At 66.6% G+C, this 18,018-nt stretch carries 12 protein-coding genes and 1 pseudogene; 6 read left to right on the forward strand and 7 right to left on the reverse strand.

What is annotated here, in order from left to right:
• Positions 1-499: 499 nt before the first annotated feature.
• Together ACFWFZ_RS26685 and ACFWFZ_RS26690 are read left to right on the forward strand one after the other, a co-directional pair.
• Positions 500-7,837, forward strand: a complete 7,338-nt coding sequence (locus ACFWFZ_RS26685; RefSeq protein ID WP_387125510.1) for a polymorphic toxin-type HINT domain-containing protein — start codon at positions 500-502, stop codon at positions 7,835-7,837.
• 52 nt (positions 7,838-7,889) lie between these two features.
• The gene (locus ACFWFZ_RS26690; protein ID WP_387125511.1) at positions 7,890-8,168 is read left to right on the forward strand and encodes a hypothetical protein; all 279 of its coding nucleotides are present in this window, start codon (positions 7,890-7,892) and stop codon (positions 8,166-8,168) included.
• Between the two features lie 93 nt (positions 8,169-8,261).
• Here the strand turns inward: ACFWFZ_RS26690 and ACFWFZ_RS26695 are convergent, their stop codons facing one another.
• From ACFWFZ_RS26695 to ACFWFZ_RS26715, 5 genes are all read right to left on the reverse strand, one after another.
• Positions 8,262-9,518 (reverse strand): tyrosine-type recombinase/integrase, encoded by a 1,257-nt coding sequence (locus ACFWFZ_RS26695; protein WP_387125512.1) that lies wholly within the window; start codon positions 9,516-9,518, stop codon positions 8,262-8,264.
• The gene (locus ACFWFZ_RS26700) at positions 9,515-9,700 is read right to left on the reverse strand and encodes a helix-turn-helix domain-containing protein (protein ID WP_387125513.1); all 186 of its coding nucleotides are present in this window, start codon (positions 9,698-9,700) and stop codon (positions 9,515-9,517) included. The genes ACFWFZ_RS26695 and ACFWFZ_RS26700 overlap by 4 nt, the downstream gene beginning before the upstream one ends.
• Positions 9,693-11,039, reverse strand: coding sequence for a replication initiator (locus ACFWFZ_RS26705; protein WP_387125514.1), 1,347 nt, complete (start codon positions 11,037-11,039; stop codon positions 9,693-9,695). Before ACFWFZ_RS26705 ends, ACFWFZ_RS26700 begins: the two co-directional genes overlap by 8 nt.
• A gap of 138 nt (positions 11,040-11,177) precedes the next feature.
• Positions 11,178-12,506 carry an FtsK/SpoIIIE domain-containing protein gene (locus ACFWFZ_RS26710; protein ID WP_387125515.1) on the reverse strand — a complete coding sequence of 443 codons (1,329 nt, stop codon included), beginning with the start codon at positions 12,504-12,506 and terminating at the stop codon, positions 11,178-11,180.
• Positions 12,506-12,832 carry a hypothetical protein gene (locus ACFWFZ_RS26715; RefSeq protein WP_387125582.1) on the reverse strand — a complete coding sequence of 109 codons (327 nt, stop codon included), beginning with the start codon at positions 12,830-12,832 and terminating at the stop codon, positions 12,506-12,508. Before ACFWFZ_RS26715 ends, ACFWFZ_RS26710 begins: the two co-directional genes overlap by 1 nt.
• 259 nt (positions 12,833-13,091) lie before the next feature.
• On the opposite strand from ACFWFZ_RS26715, the gene ACFWFZ_RS26720 reads away from it, so the two are divergent.
• On the forward strand, positions 13,092-13,931 hold the full coding sequence (locus tag ACFWFZ_RS26720) for a GntR family transcriptional regulator (protein WP_387125516.1): 840 nt from the start codon (positions 13,092-13,094) through the stop codon (positions 13,929-13,931).
• Between the two features lie 70 nt (positions 13,932-14,001).
• On the opposite strand, the gene ACFWFZ_RS26725 is transcribed toward ACFWFZ_RS26720, so the two are convergent.
• Positions 14,002-14,724: a GntR family transcriptional regulator gene (locus ACFWFZ_RS26725; protein ID WP_019761424.1), complete on the reverse strand. Its 723-nt coding sequence runs from the start codon at positions 14,722-14,724 to the stop codon at positions 14,002-14,004.
• Positions 14,725-14,880: 156 nt separating this feature from the next.
• On the opposite strand from ACFWFZ_RS26725, the gene ACFWFZ_RS26730 reads away from it, so the two are divergent.
• The 3 genes from ACFWFZ_RS26730 to ACFWFZ_RS26740 all read left to right on the forward strand — a co-directional run bounded on the left by ACFWFZ_RS26730 (position 14,881) and on the right by ACFWFZ_RS26740 (position 16,801).
• Positions 14,881-15,078 carry a hypothetical protein gene (locus ACFWFZ_RS26730; RefSeq protein ID WP_387125517.1) on the forward strand — a complete coding sequence of 66 codons (198 nt, stop codon included), beginning with the start codon at positions 14,881-14,883 and terminating at the stop codon, positions 15,076-15,078.
• A complete protein-coding gene (locus ACFWFZ_RS26735) occupies positions 15,075-15,305 on the forward strand; it encodes a hypothetical protein (protein WP_387125518.1) in 231 nt (76 codons plus the stop codon). Before ACFWFZ_RS26730 ends, ACFWFZ_RS26735 begins: the two co-directional genes overlap by 4 nt.
• A gap of 1,034 nt (positions 15,306-16,339) precedes the next feature.
• Positions 16,340-16,801, forward strand: coding sequence for a hypothetical protein (locus ACFWFZ_RS26740; RefSeq protein ID WP_387125519.1), 462 nt, complete (start codon positions 16,340-16,342; stop codon positions 16,799-16,801).
• A 390-nt stretch (positions 16,802-17,191) separates the two neighbouring features.
• Here ACFWFZ_RS26740 and ACFWFZ_RS26745 read toward each other — a convergent pair.
• Positions 17,192-17,955, reverse strand: a pseudogene (locus ACFWFZ_RS26745) (transposase family protein).
• Positions 17,956-18,018: the final 63 nt, after the last annotated feature.

An 18,018-nucleotide genomic window follows, 5' to 3' on the forward strand; every position in this document is an offset into this window, starting at 1 on the left:
CGGCGGGCTTTCGTCAACGGGCTCACTGACAGACACAGGCGTACTTCTCCCCCCTCGGGCAGCGCGGTTCCGCAGCCCTCGGTACTCACAAATGATTCCGGCCATCGGCCCGAAACGCGAAGGGCTCACTCCCCGTTCGCCGTCCGCGCACAAGATGCGCGAGCCGAGCATGAACCATCACGCCGACATCCGCACCCGCGGTGCCGGCCGTCCGGCGTGCCGTTAACTGCTGATTCACACCCAATAGTCCAGGGTGTGCAGTCGTTAAGGTGACAAAGCCCACATCGGATATCGGAACCGTGACTTTTCCGTCCCCTTACCCGCACAATCAGCTGGCTATTTGTCAGTTTCCTGTCGTCCATGTGCCCATGCCGTGGCGGCAGCTCGTGGGGGGGTCCACATGTCGCCGCTCTCGGCGAACAATTTCCGCCTGCCCGGAAACAGAAGGGCCCGCGCGAGACGCGCGCGCCTTGCCGGGCGCACCGGCATCACACTGTCCGTGGTCCTGGCCGCAACGCTTCTGCCCGCCCCTGCCTGGGCGGCACCACCGGGCGACCGCACCGGTGTCCAACTGCCGTCGCTCCAGCATGAGGACGAGGCCAAGCTCGATGCGACAGCAGCCGCACAGCTCAAGGGCTGGAGCGGCGAGCTCGTAAAGCCACCTGCTGATTACGAGGCGACGCAGAAGGCAGCACCGCCTGCGGCCGTCGCCAGCGAGACCCTGTCGGCCGGGGCCACGGCTCCCGTCCAGATCGGCGCGCTTCCCGTCAGCATCGGCAAGGCCGACGGGGCCAGTACCGCCCCGTCGGGTACCTGGTCGGCCGCCATCGCAGAGCGCACCAAGACCGAAGCCGCGGATGTCGACGGCGCGATCATCACCGTCACGCCGCCGGCCGATGCCGCGACTCCGGTGGACGTGCAACTGGACTACACCAAATTCCGAGACCTGTACGGTGCCGAGTGGGCCTCGCGCCTGCAGCTCAAGCAGCTGCCGGTGTGCTTCCTCGAGCGCCCGTCGGATCCTCTGTGCTCTGTGTCCACGGACGTTCCGAGCACCAACAACCCGTCGGCCAAGACGGTCACCGCAACCATCGACCCGAGCACAGCCACCGTCCAGGGCATGCGGACGATGACGGGCGCGGGAGGCGGATCGGTGGTCCTCGCGGCCTCCGACAGTGCTGCGGGTGCGGGCGGCACCTACAAGGCCACGCCGCTGGGGGCTTCGGGTTCCTGGACCGCCGGTGGAAACAGCGGTGGCTTCACCTGGTCCTATCCGTTGACGGTTCCGCCGGCTCCGGCCGGACCCACCCCCGCCATCGCGTTCTCGTACTCGTCCCAGGCCGTCGACGGCAAGACGTCCGCGACCAACAGCCAGGCGTCCTGGGTGGGTGACGGCTGGGACTACAACCCCGGCTACATCGAGCGCCGCTTCCGTTCCTGCTCCGACGACCTCAAGGAGCGCAACGGAAAGCCGAACAACGACAACGCCACGGACAAGAAGAAGGGCGACCTGTGTTGGGCCGGCGACAGCGTGGTCATGTCGCTCGCCGGTTCGACCACGGAACTCGTCCACGACGCCACGACCGGGCAGTGGGTCCCATCCTCCGACGACGGTGCCAAGGTCGAGCTGAAGACGGGCAGCGGCAACGGCGCCAAGGACGGTGAGTACTGGGTCGTCACCACCCGTGACGGCACGCGCTACCACTACGGCCGCCACAACGTGGGCACCCACGGTGACGGCACGTCCCCGAAGACCGTCACGGACTCGGTTTTCACCGTCCCCGTCGTCGGCAACCACTCCGACGAGCCCTGCTACAAGGCGGCGTACGCGGACTCCTTCTGCACCCAGGCCTGGCGCTGGAACCTCGACTACGTCGAGGACATCCACGGCAACGCCATGGTCATCGACTGGGCGAAGGAATGGAACCGGTACGCGAGGAACGAGAAGTTCTCGGAGAAGGACACCAACAAGGTCGGCTACGTCCGCGGGGGGCATCCCACCCAGATCTTCTACGGGCTCCGCGCCGACAACCTTGCCGGGGCCCCCGCCGGCCGCGTCGACTTCAAGGTGGATGAACGCTGCTTCCCGGACCGTGACACCAAGTGCGGAGAGGACCAGTTCAACTCCAAGAACGCCGACGACAAGCGGGGGTGGTGGGACACCCCCACCACCCTGTACTGCAAGTCGGACGTGGCGAACTGCTACGTCACCTCGCCGACGTTCTGGTCACGCAAGCGACTGGCGTCCGTCACCACCAACGGGCAGCGCACGGAAGGCGCCACTGCCCTCTCCAAGGTGGACCAGTGGACGCTGACCCAGTCCCTCCCGCGCCACCGGACCGACACCCACCCCCCGCTGTGGCTGCAGTCCATCGCCCGAACCGGCTACGGCCCGAACGGCGCTGCCAACGATCCGCCGCTGCCGCCCGTCACCTTCCTCGCCAACGAGGTCGACATGCCCAACCGGGTGGCCAAGTCGGCCGGTGAGGCGACCCCGGACTTCGACCGACTTCGTGTGGAGACGATCCGCACGGAGACCGGCGGCGAGATCCACGTCGACTACTCCGCTCCGTGTCCGGTGGGCAGCCCCGCCACCCTCATGGAAGTGGGCAACGACACCCGGTGCTTCCCCGTCCGCTGGTCCCCGGACCCGGACCTGCCGCCGAACAAGACGCCGATCGAATGGTTCAACAAGTACGTCGTGGAGAGGGTGACCGAGATCGACCGGGTCGCCCGTCAGCCCGACGTCACCACCGCCTACGAGTACAAGGGCGGCGCGGCCTGGGCCAAGGAGGACGACGAGTTCACCAAGCCCGAGTTGCGCACCTTCAGCCAGTGGCGCGGCTACGCCGAGGTCGTCACCACCAAGGGCGTGACGGAGAACGCGGGAAAGCCCACCGCGACGGAGCAGTCCCAGACCGTCAGCCGGTACTTCCGGGGCCTGTCGACGCCCACGGCGAAGGTCACGGTCAAGGACTCCACCGGAGCCGAGGACCTCGGCGAGGACCTGCCCCAGTTCCAGGGGCAGACCGCAGAGACCATCATGTACTCGAAAGCCGGCGGCAGTGTCGAGTCCCGCGAGCTGACCAAGCCGTGGAGGAGCGAGAAGACGGCCTCCCGACCCCGGACCGACACCACTCCGCTCGAGGCCTACCGCCTGGGCACAGAACGCACTGACAAGGTCCAATACATCCGTGGCAGCGCTGCCCGGATGGAGCGGGTCACCAACACGTACGAGGACAAGGCCACGTCCTACGGCCTGCTCCTGAGCACCCACACCGGCATCAAGGAGAACAAGGGCACCGGCTGGACGACGTTCAAGGAGTCCTGCAGCAAGCCCGACTACGTCCACAACCCCGCGAGCAACCTCATCGGCCTGACGGCCGAAGTCGTTGAGACCAACGGTGACTGCAGTGCGGCCGCCGTCGCCGCCGCGCTTGCCTCCGGATCCGTCCTCAGCAAATCCCGTACGTCCTACGACGCGGTGAACGCCTTCGGGGCGGCACCCACCAAGGGCCTCCCGTTCCAGGTCGACGGCATCGACGGCGCGGGCACGGGCTGGATGACAGCCGGCCGCACCGAGTACGACTCGCTGGGGCGCGCAGTCAAGACCTACGACGCCGCGGGCAACCCGACGACCGTCACCTTCAGCCCGGCTACCGGCCCGGCGTTCTCCGTCACCACGACCAACGCACTCGGTCACCAGGTGACGACCAAGCTCGAACCCACCCGAGGCAGCGTGCTGGAGGCGACCGATGCCAATGGGCGCAAAGTCACCACGACGTACGATGCGCTCGGCCGGACCACTGAGGTCCGTACCCCGTCTCAGAAGGCTGCGGACAAGGCTGCCTACACGTTCGAGTACCAGATCACCGAGCACAAGGCGCCGGTCGTCATCTCTCGGACACTCAAGGACAACGGTGCGTACAGCAGCTCGATCGCGATCTATGACGGCCTGCTCCGCCCGCGCCAGACCCAGACCGAGGCCCACGGCGGAGGACGTCTGGTCAGCGACACCCTGCACAGTGCGAACGGAACCGTCAGCCAGACCAACAACGGCTACCACGCCGAAGGTGATCTGAGCACGGAGATCTTCGTTCCCAAGTCGATCACCGAGGTTCCCAACTCCACGCAGACCGCGTACGACGGCCTCGGCCGCGCCGTACGCACCACTGCCCTGGAGAAGGGCACCGCCCGGCAGTCCGCCATCTCCCAGTACGACGGCGACTCGACCCTGACCCGCACCGCGATCTCGCCCACCGGCACCACGCCGCTGGCGGGCAGCCGCGCAGTCAGGACGACGACCGATGTCCTGGGCCGCACCTCTGAGATCCAGCACTACACCGCTACCGACCTCACCACGTCGAACACGACCACCTACACCTACGATGTCCGCGGCAAGCTGGCCAAGGTCACCGATGCCGCCCAGAACAACTGGACCTATACCCATGACGCCCGCGGCCGCGTGATCGCGTCCGAGGACCCCGACGCAGGCAAGTCGAGCTTCACGTACAACAACCTCGACCAGCAGGTCTCGGCGACCAACGCCTACAACGTCACCCAGTACACGGCGTACGACGCACTCGGCCGCAAGACCGCCCTGCGCGACGACTCCGAGACCGCCGCCCCGATAGCCACGTGGACCTACGACACGCTGCCGGGCGGCAAGGGGCAGCCCGTCGCCTCCACCCGCAGGTGGAGCGGCACCCACTCGTTCAAGACCGAAGTCACCGGCTACGACAGCGAGTACCGGCCCACGGGGTCGAGGATCACGATCCCCGACCTGCCCACCACCAAGGGCCTGGCCGGCTCCTACGCCTACAGCACCACGTACACCCCCACGGGCAAGGTCCAGTCCACGACCCTTCCCGCGACCGTCGGCGGTCTCGCCGCCGAGAAGCTCGTCACCCGCTACAACACCGACGGCATGGTGCAGACCATGTCGGGCCTGTCCTGGTACACGGCGGACACCGTCTACAGCCCGTTCGGCCAGGTACTGCGTACCGCGGCCGGCAACGCGCCCTACCGTGTGTGGACGACGAACTCCTACAACCCCCACACGGGACGGGTCGCCAAGGCGTCAAGCCACAGGGAGACACCGGACGCCAACTCCCAGTCGAACCTCCTCTCCTCGCTCGCCTACCAGTACGACATGGTCGGCAACCCGACCTCGATCACGGACTCGTACCCGGGAGCAGCCAAGGGAGCGGAGCTCGTCGACCGCCAGTGCTTCACGTACGACGCCATGGGCCAGCTCGTCCGAGCCTGGACTGCCAAGGACACGTGCCCCACGACGCCTGACGCTCCGGCGCTCACCGATGTGGGTTCCGGCACTCCGGGTGACGCCTACTACCAGGAGTACGCGTTCGACAAGATCGGCAACCGCACCAAGCTGACCGATCACGATCCCACGAACAGCGCGCTCAAGGACGAGACGAGCTACACGTACGGCGTCGAGATCACGGGTGGAGCACAGCCCTACCCGAAGAAGCAGCCCCACGCCCTGACCAAGGTCAACAAGACCACCAGAACAGCCGGCTCCACGGTGGACTCCCTTTCCACCTACACCTACAGCTCGGTCGGCAGCACCAAGACCCGCACGATCGACGGCGACACCCAGACCCTGAACTGGGACCGCCGCGGCAAGCTCCTCTCCGCCACCAGCCCCGGTATCGGTTCCGTCGCGGTCACCGGCCTCTCCGGCAAGTGCCTTGACGTCCGGGACGGCAACACCGCCGACGGCACGACCGTCCAACTGCTGTCCTGCAACGAGACGAAGCCCCAGCAGTGGAGGATCACCGGCGACACCGTTCAGGCCCTCGGCAAGTGCCTCACTGCCGCCAACGGCAAGGCTGTCCTTAAGGCCTGCGCGGCGGGGGACCTCAACCAGAAGTTCACCTACGCCCCTGAGGGCAAACCGCAAGCCCTCGTCACCGGTGCCAACCAGTGCGTCACCGTCCCCAATGACAACGACGCCGAAGGCAACGAGCTGCACATCTTCACGTGTGCGAGCCCTGCGCCCACGCCGGCCCAGCAGTGGAGCTTCGGCAACGTCACCAACTACCTCTACGACGCCTCCGGCAATCGGGTCATCCAGGAAACCGGAAGCGCCCGTACCCTCTACCTCGGCGAGACCGAGATCACCGTCGACAAGGCCGGCAAGGCCATCGACGCCGTCCGCTACTACAGCAGCCCCGGCGCCCCGACCACGGTCCGCCGCACCAACGGCAAGACCACCGGCCACACTCTGTCGCACCTGCTCACCGACCACCACAACACGGCGACGATCAGCGTCGACCAGAAGAAGGACCAGCAGGCCACCCGCCGCAAGTCCGACCCGTACGGCAACCCGCGCGGCAGCCAGCCCGCCTACTGGCCCGGCGACCGCACCTTCCTCGGCGTCGGTAACGACGACAACACCACGGGCCTGACCCACATCGGCGCCCGCGAGTACGACCCGACGACGGGCCGCTTCCTCACGGTCGACCCGATCATCGACCTCGCGGACCCGCTGCAGATGAACGGGTACACGTACTCCAACGGCAACCCCATCACCAACTCGGACCCGAGCGGCCTGAAGCTGTTCGAGGGTGACAACGACGGCGGATTCGACAGCGGCGGATGCGGCGGATGCAACACCGCTGCAAAGAACTACACCCCGGGCAAGGATCTCAGCTACTACAACGATGGTCCGATCACCCTGAAGATCGGCAAGACCGTCATCGTCTTCAAGGACGTGCCGACCTTCCAGGAGTCCACCAAGGCCCTTTACAAGAGCGACCCCAGCATCAAGAGGCACTACAACATCTATGCCGACTGCATAGACATGAAGAGTGGGGATGGCTGTCGGCCCCGTCATCCTGGCACTGCTGTCCACTGGTCGGTCCCGGACTTCCTCTGTGCTCGTGAAGGGGTCACCTGTGAAAACCAGATGACCTACGTTGAGGCAGTTGCCGAGGTTGGAGTTGCCGCGCTACAGCATGGCAGCGGCCCGATGCTCAGGGGCTTCGGGGGGCCCAGGGGGACGCCGCCGCCCCCCTGCCGTAATAGCTTTGTCGCCGGCACGGAAGTCCTCCTCGCAGACGGAACCAGCAAGCCCATTGAGGATCTGGTCGAAGGCGACGAGGTCCTGGCGACCGACCCGGAGACCGGCGAGACCTCCGGGAGAACCGTTACGGCGACCATCTACACGGAGGACGACAAGACCTACGTCGACCTGAGCGTCCAGACTGCTGACGGCGTCAAGACCATCACCACGACGGGCCACCACCCGTTCTGGTCGGAAACCGACCGGGTCTGGAAGGACGCTGCAGACCTCAAGCCGGGTGAGACCCTTCGCGCAGACGATGGGGCAGGGGTAGCGATTGCAGCAGTTCGCGCCTACGAGGCCTTCGACGAGACCTACAACCTCACCGTTGCCGACCTCCACACGTACTATGTGCTGGCGGGTGAGACTCCTGTACTCGTCCACAACGCATCCTGTCCGACCTTCACTACGGGAAAGCCAATCAGTGGCCCACTTCCCGACGCTGGGCAGACATCCTTGTACGCTCTCGTGAAACCCTCGAGCGGTGAATTGCTCAAATGGGGAATCTCCAAGAATCCCGTCGGCCGCTACAAGAACTCAGACTACGAGGGTGGAACTCGGATGGTAATCCTCAGGAATTACGACTCTCGACAGGATGCTCTTGATGTAGAGCGGTATATGACGGAGAGGCATCCGGGGCCGCTGAATTTTGAACCACATAGAGGCTCTGTGGCGCCTACCCAGTCCTGGGAGAAGGACTTGCAGCATGTGACTGGCGGCGGGTTCTTCAGGGATCGCGACGGTTGGTAGACGCTCTACCTGCGTGAAAGCTGGAGGTGGCATGTCATCAAGTTCGTACACCGTGGAAACGGAGAGCGGCGAGTCGTACGAGGGAATCTCGGAAGACCTGCTCTTCGAGTTGATCGGCGAGCTGAGTTATCCCGATAACTCATTCCTTACGATCGAGTCACAGGGGTCCGGCGATCAGTGGTACGTCGTCGTGACTCTGGATTCAGATGATCGGCTTGAAGTGGAGTATCGGAACCCAGAGAGACGAGAACATCGAGTCGTTCCCGGTGGAACAGCATCAAGGATCGCAAGTGATGTGACGATCTGGGTTTCCTCGGTCGTCCACCGCTGAGGCGCTGTTGAGTTTCAGGGAATTGATGGCAAACGCATGAAGAGCCCCGCTGGGAGATCCTGGCGGGGCTCTTCACGTGGACTGACGGCAACGTCAGCGGACACCTTCCGTGGCGGGCGGGTCGTTGGCCGCTCCGAGGGCGTTGTTGAGGGTGTCGATGGCTTGGCGTTGGAGACGGAGTCGGACGTGGGCGTAGACGCCGGCGGTGACGCCGATGTGGGCGTGGCCCAACAGCTCTTTGATCACGACGAGGTCGACCCCCTGTTCCAGGAGCAGCGTCGCGGTCGAGTGGCGGAGGTCGTGGAAGCGGATACGCCGGAGCCCGGCTCGGTTGAGGAAGCTGCGGAAGCGGCGGGTGAGGTTGGCAGGGTCGAGAGGCCGTCCTATGGGCGTGGTGAAGACGAGGCTGTTGTCTCTCCAGTCCGGCCCTGCGGTCTCGCGCTCCTTGTCCTGCCGCTTCTTGTGTTCCTCGAGGGAGTAGAGGCATTCGGTCGGGAGGGCAATGCGGCGCTCGGACGCCCGGGTTTTGGTGGGTAGGTGGGTGAGGCCGCCGGTGCGGGTGCGCTGGAGCGAGCGGCGGATGCTGGCCGTTCCGGTTGTGAGGTCGAGGTCTTCCCAGCGGAGGCCGAGGAGTTCGCCCTTGCGGAGGCCGGTACGGAGCGCGAGTTCGTACAGCGCGTGGAGCCGATCGGTGCGGGCCGCGTCGAGGAACTGACGGGCCTCTGCCGCAGTGAGCGGACGGAAGCGCCTGGGCTGGTGTGTGGTGGTCTTGACGTTGCGAGCGACGTTGCGCGGCAACTCGTCTTCGCGGACGGCGTGTTCCAGGGCTGACTTGAGTACCGAGTGCACGTAGGTCACGGTCAAAGCGGACAGTCGCTTCTGGCAGCATTCACCAATGGCGCAGCACCACTTCCGTTCGGCGTCCAGGCCCTGGGTGCAGCACTGGCAGGCGGTGCGGAGTCGGTCGAGGAAGGTGCGTATGTCCTTGGCGGTGAGGCGGGCGATTTTTTTGGTGCCGAGTCCGGGGATGAGGTGGAGGCGGACGCAGGCGGCGTAGCGGGTGTGGGTGTTCTCCCGAAGCCGGTGGACGGCGACGCTGCCGAGCCAGTAGGTGAGGTAGTCGCCGACGGTGCTGTCGGCGGTGGCGACGGGCAGTCCGCGGTTGCTGTCGGCGATCTTCTCGGCGAGTTTGTCGGCGGCTTCTCGCCGGGTGGTGCCGTAGACGCGGACGCGTTTGCGGGTGCTGTTGGCGGCGAAGACGTAGCCGGCGGCTTCCCAGCGGCCGTCCGTGCGCTGGTAGATGGTCCCTTCGCCGTTGGCGCGGGCCTTCTTGCGCTTGGGGGCGGTCATCGGGCGGCTTCTTCCAGGTGGCGCTGGATGTAGTCGTCCAGGGCGTGGGTGGGGATGCGGCGGGCGCGGCCGATGGTCAGGGAGGCGAGGTGGCGGGTGCGCAGGAGGTCGTAGAGGGCGGAGCGGCCGATCTTGAGGCGGGCCATGGCCTCGGGCACGGTGAGGAGTTCGTCGTCATGCATCGGTTGCCACCGCCTGTGCGCGCGTCGGGCTGCCGTCGATGAGGGTGGCGAGGCGTTCGAGGTCGGGGGTGAGGCCGGTGCCGTCGTAGGCCCAGTGGGCGAGGACGAGGGTGGTCGGGGAAGGCGGAGGGGTGTGGCGGCGGTGCCAGGCGGTGCGGGCGGCGCGGAGGGCTCCGAGGGTGGTGGAGTAGGCGCGGGTCTTGGTGGAGAAGTGGCCGCGGAAGCCGAGCATGTGGGCCCACTTGCGCAGGTTCAGGTACTTGAGATCGTCGCGGGCGCCGAGGGCCCATGCGGTGCGGATCATCCGGGCGGCGTGCTCGGGCACGGACTCAAACCAGAGGTCGGTGATCCTCTTCAGCCGGTGGTCGAGGGTGCCGGTCGCGGCTTCGGTGCCCTTGGTGGCGTATTTGGCGACGTATCCGGCGACCTTGCCCTCGGTGATCGCGGTCCCGGCCTGGAAGGCCGTGGACCGGATGATCCTGATGTCGATCTGCTCGCCGAAGACGAAGGCGCGGCCCCGACTGTTGACCTCTGGCCCGTCGATGCGGGCGCGGGTGGCCGCGATCCGGATGGCATCGGCCAGCAGGTCGGGGGTGGCCCAGGCGGGTGGCGGGGTGTAGGGGCCTGCGGGGCCGTCGAGCCGGATGATGGCATGGAAGTGGATCAGGCCGCGCTGCTGGTACTCGGCGACCTTGGCGTACGAGACCCGGACGACCTTGGAGAGCAGACGCTGCGGGACACCAGCTGCGGCGGTGATGGTGCGACGCAGGTGAAGCATGAAGCGGGCCCACAGGGCCGGGGCATGGGCGTTCCACAGCACCGCGCCGGTGTAGTCGTAGCGCTCCGGGTCGAGCGCGGTGCCGAGGAGCAAGTCGCTCTTGGTGTGGGCGCGTCCGCAACGGCAGCGGGCGGAGCCGCCCACGCGTCGCCCGTGCACGGGTCCGTATGACGGGGCGGTGAGGGTGGCGAACACCCTGGGATGGGTGGCGACCTGGTCGGGGATGTTCTTGCCGCCGCGCAGGCCGGCGGCGATGAGGTGGTAGGTGTCCTGGCGGTAGAGCTCGGCGCAGGAGGGGCAGCGGGTGGTGCGGCGGTTGCCGCAGCGGACCAGCAGGTGCCCGGCGGGCAGTTCCTTGGACTTCAGTTCGCGCAGGATCTCGCCGGTGAAGGCGTCGACATCGATGCGCTGGCCTTCGAGGCGGATCGGTTGGGCGCAGCCACCGAGCGAGGACAGCTGCCGTACCAGGCCGAGCAGGTCGCGGTACCCGGTGAACGTGGGCAGCGCGGCCGTGGCGGGTTCGGGGCGAGGGATTGTGGTGGTCGGGTCGCGCGGTGGCATGCTGGCAGGACCTCTCTGCACTGCGGCACACACGTGTGCCGCGGACGGATAAGGGAGGGAGGCCCCGGCAGGGGCGAGGGTTTGGCGACTACACGCCCTTGCCGGTGATCACTGCGAAACGGGACCACGAGGCGGCGGTCACGCCGCCTTGTCCAGGTCGACGCGGTCGGGCAGCTCGCGGACCTTGAGCCCTTCGGCGCACATCAGGTCGTTGATCTGCCAGCAGGCTTCGGTGGGCAGGTAGACCGAGCGCAGCCGGACGGGGGTGCGCATGTCGCCGACGGAGGCGATGGAGATGCCCTGGGGCATGGTGCGGTCGGCGGCGGTGATGTCCAGGTCCCGGCCGTCGGGGAAGAGGTGCAGGAAGTCCTCGACGGTGTCGACGCGGTGGCAGATCCGGGCGGACAGGTTGGTGCGTACGGCGGTGGTGAGCACGTCCGCGGAGGGCTTCTGGGTGAGCAGCCACAGCCGGGCGCCGAACTTGGCGCCCTGGCTGGCGATGGCCAGCAGCTCGGCCTCGAAGCGTTCGCGGGCCTTGCGGTCCGGGTGCCGGGTGTAGTTCGCCACCTCGTCGATCACCACGAGCAGCAGCGGCAGCTCGGGGCTGAACTCGGTGATGCGGTCGGTACGGCCGGACCAGAACAGCCGCTCGCGGCGCTGCATCTCCTCGCGGACCCAACGCAGGATCTCGGTCGGCTCGTCGGGGTGGACGGCGTCGGAGACCTTGTAGGCGGTACGCCACCAGGGCGCGACCGCACCGAGGTTAGGGTCGATCACGATCAGCCGCACATCCCGCATGAGCGAGGCGTAGGCGAGCAGGGTGTTGACGGTGATCGACTTGCCGGAGCGGGTGACGCCGGCGATGAGCGCGTGCGCGGAGTAGGCGAGGTTGAGCACGATCGGGGTGCCGTCCTCGTCCCAGCCGAGCAGCACATCATCGGTGGAGGCGAACTGACCAGGCCGGCAGACTGGAGAGCCGTCCGGACCGAGGAGTGGTGAGCGGATCACCGCCTCCAGCGGCTCACGTCGGAAGCCTCGCGCGACGATCACTCCGGGATTGGGCTGACTGATGCTGATGCGGCGCATTCCCCAGGCGTCGCACAGACCCTCGTTCGCGTCCTGCCAGGCGCTGAGCCCGACCTGCGGCAGCGCGTCGGCGGTGACGGTGACGCCGAAGGCATCGGCGCGGGTGTGCAGACGCGGCACCAGCACGCGCGGCTTGGTCGGTGGCTCCTGCGGGCCGTACTGCTGGACCACGGTTGGGGTGGCGTCCTTGACCGCGAGGCCGAGCATCGGCGCGAGCCGCTTCCAGCCCCACCGCAGCCGCCGCGCCTGCCGCAGGCTGACCCGGGTCTCGGCATCGGCCCGGTACCAGCGGGTGAAGCAGTACCCGGCCCAGCCCAGCAGCCCAAGCACGACCAGCACGGCGAAGACGAGAAGCGCGAGCCCAAGGCGGTTGTCGGGCATCAGGCGCTCGCCTTGAGGGTGATGGCCTCGGCGCGGACGGAGACGCCGTGCCGGTCCTTGCCGTTGATCTCGTTCTCCCAGGCCGAGGCGACAAGTCCGGTGAAAACGACCGGCAGGCCGACCTTCAGGCCCTTGCCGAGACCCGGCTCGGGGACCTTCACGGCGATCACTTCGGCGCGGCCGTTGAACGCGAACATCACTTCCACCAGGTGCACGTGGGCGCCGGTGCCCCGGTCGATCGCGGGCTGCCGGCTCTCGCGGTCCTTGAACTGCGGCCGGGGCTCGGAGGCCAGGATCATCAGTGCCTGGGACTGGTCGATGGGCATGGTCTTCACGGCAAACCTCCAGGTAGAGGGGTGTGGATCACCCATGTGGGTGATCGCGTGCCGCAACCATACATTCATTCCATCCGAAGTCCATCCCTATTGAGTTCCATCCATTCTCGCCGTGGTCCATCCATCAGGCGGCTACGCTGACCCCGCGGGGCCGCTGAGCTGGTGAAACACGACAGTCAGCGGGCGGCCTACGGCGGGTGGAATCGGACTGGGACCAGGGATGGACATGGCTGCTGCTGACGAAGCGCGCTTGACGTTCGAACGCATCGCGGACGACCTGCGCCAGCAGATCCGGGACGGCGAACTGCGTCCGGGTCAGCTCCTGCCGACGCAGAGCCAGCTCATGCAGACCTACAAGGCATCGAGCCTGACCGTGCAGAAGGCGATCCGGCTGCTCAGGAACGAGGGCTGGGTCATCGCCCGCCAAGGGCGCGGCACATTTGTCACGCGCTCGGCCGACTTCGAGGACGCCTTCGAGAAGGTCGCTGGCGATCTCCAGCAGCAGATCTACTCCGGCACCCTGGCCCCCGGCGCCAGGCTGCCCGCCCGTGAGGTCCTGGCGGAGCACTACGCGGTGCCGCTCAACGTGGTCACCAATGCCGTCGCCCTGCTGGCCGGCAACTTCCTCCTGCGCTACCCCGGCGAGCTGCCCGGCGACGAGGTCTACGTACGGGACTGGGACGACCACGGCTTCGCCACCCAGCTCATCCACGGCCGCCTGGTCCGCAAGATCAGGGACGGATCACTGGCCAGGGGGGCCAGGGTCACCGTGGACGAGGTGGTCGACACGATCGGCGGCGACCCGGAATCCGCAGATCAGGCCCTGACCTTCCTCACCCTGGAAGGCCGGATGAAGAAGGCCCACCAGCGGAACGGGTCGATGGCATATGTCGTCGTGGGGGGCGAGTTCGGCACAGAGGTGCCGGTCGCGGTGCAGCCGGTGGACGAGGACGAAGCGTCGGCTGCCCCGCAGAAGGAGTTCCCGGCGGCCGGAGTAGCGGATCTGGCCTACAAGCTGGAACGCGCCTTGGAGCGGATCGAGGAGCTCGAAGAGCGTGTCGAACGCCTCGAAGGCCGCGACGCGGACTGAGACGGACACGTGAACGGCAGCGTCCCCGAAGGCCGCAGGCTGGCTTTCGGGGACACTGCGCGTGGATCGGTCAGGGCTGGTACTCGTAGCCGATGGTGAACCGGGGCGGCAGGCACCATTCCCCGTACTCGATGATCCCTTCCGCGTCCGACCATCGGTGGGCGCCGGCCAGGATCGGGGAGCCGACCGGCAAGCCGAGCGCGCTGGCCTCTCGCGCGTCGGCGGGGCGGGCGTGCATGTCGTCGCGGGCGTGGGTGATCGTGCGCCCGGTGGCTTCCAGAACCCGGGCGGACAGTCCGTGATTGCGGCCCGGGGCCGTGTTCAGCAGATCCGGCACGAGGGCGGCGAACGGGGCCGGGTACCAGGTGACCGCGAACACGGTCCGGGTCTTGCCCCGTCCGGCCAGCCACTCGCGCCGCACCACCTGATCCCCGGCCTCCAGGTCGAAGATCTCCGCCACGTACAGCGGCGGGGTGATCAGTTCGGCGGCCGTGACCCGGCTTGTCTCACCTTCGGCCAGGAACGATTTCACCCGCTGGACCCGGGCCAGTCGGTCTCGTGCCGACAGTGTCCAGCGCGGGTCGTCGGCAACGTAGGTACCGCGGGGAGTGGTGCGGATGAAGTTCTCCACCTGGAGGGCCTGCAAGGCGCGGGAGACGGTGGCGGCTGCGGCCTGCCACTGGCCGGCGATCTCGCGGTTGGTCGGCAGCTTGGCGCCGGGCTCAAGCTCTCCCGACAGGATGCGCTCCCGGAAGTGATCCGCGATCTTCGTGAACGTCTTGGGACTGGGCATAAGGCTTGCCCCTCCGTTGAGTTGACGTGATGTCAGTGGGAGCACACTAGTGCACTACGAACCCTAGCGGGAGTGCTTCGGCCACTCGAATACTGAACTAGAGCACCGACCTGTCAAGAGGTCGGCCATATGACGTTCGAGAGGTGGCGATGTGCAGTGACGGAGCCGACCAGGTACTCCACCAAGCCGGTCGAACTTCCCTTGCGCCTGGACCCGGAGCCGACACCGGTCGAGGGCTGCGCGGGCTGTGCCGAGCTGGCCAACGTACGTGACCGGGCGCGAGTGGTCGGCGACATGACCACCGTCAGCGACTGCAACGTCTACATGCGACGCCACCCGGAGGGTCACCAGTGAGCCCCCGCGCTATCTACCGACACGTCGTTCACACCATCCGCCACGCGCCCGAAGGCGGCATCACCTACGAGGCGTTCTGCGTCACCGGCGGCTGCGGAGCCGAATCCGGACCCCACTCCGAGCAGGAAGCCGCACAGGACTGGGCACTCCGCCACACCGGACGCACCGGCCACGACCTGTTCAGGCGCGTCTTCACCGACCATGCCAAGGTCACCCGAGCCGAGTAGAACCACCACCGTCATTCGGAACAGGACCCACAACTCGCAGACCAACGCACCAGGCCAGCAGCCCGGCCGGACGCCCGGCCACCGACCACGGCGTACCGCCGAAGCAGGATGCGTCCAAACTTTCTCTACGTCTTCAAGGCGACCCGCTGACGCGGGTCGCGCGCGGCACGGCCGCCCGCCCGGCCCGCTCTCGGCTCCGCCACCGCGGGCCGGCCAGCGACCAGGCCGCGCAGAAACAGCGCGGCGTAGTGCCGGAAGCGCGGAGGAAGCCGGACGCGCCCGCACGGGAGCGCCAGACCGATGGCGAGGCGACGGCAGGGAGTTGGCCAGGACGGAGGCCCGGAGGTGGGGCCGGTCGGCTCCGTGGGCTTTACCCACCTCCCCGGGCCGGTGCCCGCGTCAGGCAAGGCCAGGGGGCCACTCGTTCAAATTCCGGGCAGGATCACGACCTGCCCGAGTTGCCGGGCCAGCGTACGGCCCCCTGACCATGCCCGACCCCAACCCGGGCAGGACACCGGCCAAAGCCCACTCCACCGCCCTCGCGTGCGTAGCCGTCTGACGGCAACGCCGACGGCAACAGAGGCGCACAGCACGGCACTTCCACGCACACCCACGGACTGGCCGAATTCCGCTGACCTGCGAAAACGCAGATGACAGCACCTCGGCACGCACACGTACTATGTGCTGGCGGGAGCCACCCCCGTCCTCGTCCACAATTGCGGCGGCAGGGTCAACGGGGCTGACTGGCATCACATTTTCAACCGGCACTCCGCGAGCAGTCGGCACCCCGGTAAGAGCAAGTTCTCTACAGATAACACCACGACGATCCGTTCCCTCGTGGAGGAAGCCCTGCAGAAGGGGGCGCGTGGCTCCAATGGTCTGAAGGGGGGGCACGTCCATGAGTTCGACTTCGGGAGAACGGTGGGGTATGACAGGAACGGGAAGCCATTGACGGGCGTCCGAGTGGTGGTGCGTAAGAAACAGATTATTACCGCCTTCCCGATCAAGATGGGCACAGGTGCAGGAGGTCCCCCGTGATTGTAATCAACTACACATTGTCGAGCGATCCACTCGTACTGCGGGAGCAGAGCAAGATGGATCTCGCTACTTCCAGCCTTGCGGATCTGTGCTATTCGTGCTTCGGGGGAGATCTGAAGCTGCAGATAAATGACGTCGATTTCAGCATCGTGACCGGAGGGGGGGTTCAGATGCTCGACTTTTCCGTCGAATTCTATGAGGCTACTCGCCGAGTGGAATCCGCGGGGAGTGGGAGGGTGACCTTCGCTGGCATGGCCGACGAGATCTTTATTAGCAAGTCGCCCTCCGGTGGAGCGGAAATAAGTGCGAACTATGTGGACGGGTCGTCTGAGGTGTCACTGGGTGAGCTCAGTAATTCTGCTTCCGCATCTATTAGGCAGTTGATTTCCGATTTGGAAAGAGAGTATCCAAAGCTGCGTAGTAATAAGGAGTTTATGCGACTCCATTTGCTGTCCTAAGTGGCGCCCGGTTGACCGCAATGCAATGCCCGGCCGGAGGATCCCCTCCGGCCGGGCATTGTGCATATTCTGGCGGACGCTTGCCGATTGGCTCGATTTGCCTGGCATCTCACACCGCAGCGACCCTGCAATTCCCAAGATGTGATCGGTGTCGACAGGTGTATCGCCTGAAAGATGGCGCGCAAGTAGGGGCTTGTGGCGCAGGCGACCTTTGTGGCTGCATATTAGTGTCGATGTAAAGGATGGCTAACTAAGCCTGCAACATGGGATATGAGGTTCACGCTCATAGCATATAAGCCCAATAGGGCAGACACGGGCTATCCGTCCAAGGTTATGGTCCGTTGTGGGCAGCTTGCTGTAGGCGGCGCTCTGCAGACTGAGCTCTTTCCGTCATCGGCCTGAGCTCGCCAGATGCAGGGTCAGGACAGCTTGGACCAGGCTTGTGATGCGGGTGGTCGAGCACCGCAGTTTGCGGAGGAGTCGCCAGGACCTAAGGGTGGCGACGGCCTGCTCGACCATGGCCCGGATCTTGGCGTGAGATCGGTTGACGGCCTTCTGACCGTCGGAGAGCGTCTCCCAGCGACCCCAGTACGGAACGCGGACTGTGCCTCCGGCACCGCGGTATCCCTTGTCCGCCCAGCACGTGATGCCGGCGTCCGTGAGCATGTCGACGATGCCGTGTTCACGGGCGGCTCGGACGTCATGGACAGCGCCGGGAAGAGCCGGCGATGCCCACAGCAGCCGACCGGACGGATCGGCCAGAACCTGCACGTTCATCCCGTGCTTCTTGTGCTTCCCGGGGTAGAAAGGGCGGTCCGCGGCGATCCGGTCGATGGGCAGCAAGGTGCCGTCCAGTAGTACAAGCGCCTTGGTCGATGCCGGCAGCCTCCTCAAGGGTCGGGGGCGAGTGCGGCCAAGAGGTCGACAGCCTCGGCGACGTATCGGTAGGCGGTGGTGGTGCCGACACCGAACCCGGCCGCGAGCTGGGCGTAGGGGTGGCCGTTGCGGAGGTGGGCGAGTGTGAGCAGAGCCTGCCGGCCCGGAGTCAGGCGCCTCCACCGGGTGCCGAGCTCCCGGCGGTGTTGGCGGAGCTTGGCGGACAGGAGGCGCAGGGCAGAGCTGGACACGTCGACGCCGGAGGGGTACACAAGCACACGAAGCCTCTGAAGGAGACGGTTTTCTTGGTCGAAGACCCGTCTACCAGGGGCTTCACCTGC

Source organism: Streptomyces sp. NPDC060232, from assembly GCF_042726555.1.
GTDB lineage: Bacteria > Actinomycetota > Actinomycetes > Streptomycetales > Streptomycetaceae > Streptomyces.

Bases quoted from the DNA above. Each gene is read 5' to 3' on its own strand.
- ACFWFZ_RS26695 (WP_387125512.1), bottom strand. From the start codon at position 9,518: ATGACCGCCCCCAAGCGCAAGAAGGCCCGCGCCAACGGCGAAGGGACC.
- ACFWFZ_RS26700 (WP_387125513.1), bottom strand. From the start codon at position 9,700: ATGCATGACGACGAACTCCTCACCGTGCCCGAGGCCATGGCCCGCCTC.
- ACFWFZ_RS26705 (WP_387125514.1), bottom strand. From the start codon at position 11,039: ATGCCACCGCGCGACCCGACCACCACAATCCCTCGCCCCGAACCCGCC.
- ACFWFZ_RS26710 (WP_387125515.1), bottom strand. From the start codon at position 12,506: ATGCCCGACAACCGCCTTGGGCTCGCGCTTCTCGTCTTCGCCGTGCTG.
- ACFWFZ_RS26715 (WP_387125582.1), bottom strand. From the start codon at position 12,832: ATGCCCATCGACCAGTCCCAGGCACTGATGATCCTGGCCTCCGAGCCC.
- ACFWFZ_RS26725 (WP_019761424.1), bottom strand. From the start codon at position 14,724: ATGCCCAGTCCCAAGACGTTCACGAAGATCGCGGATCACTTCCGGGAG.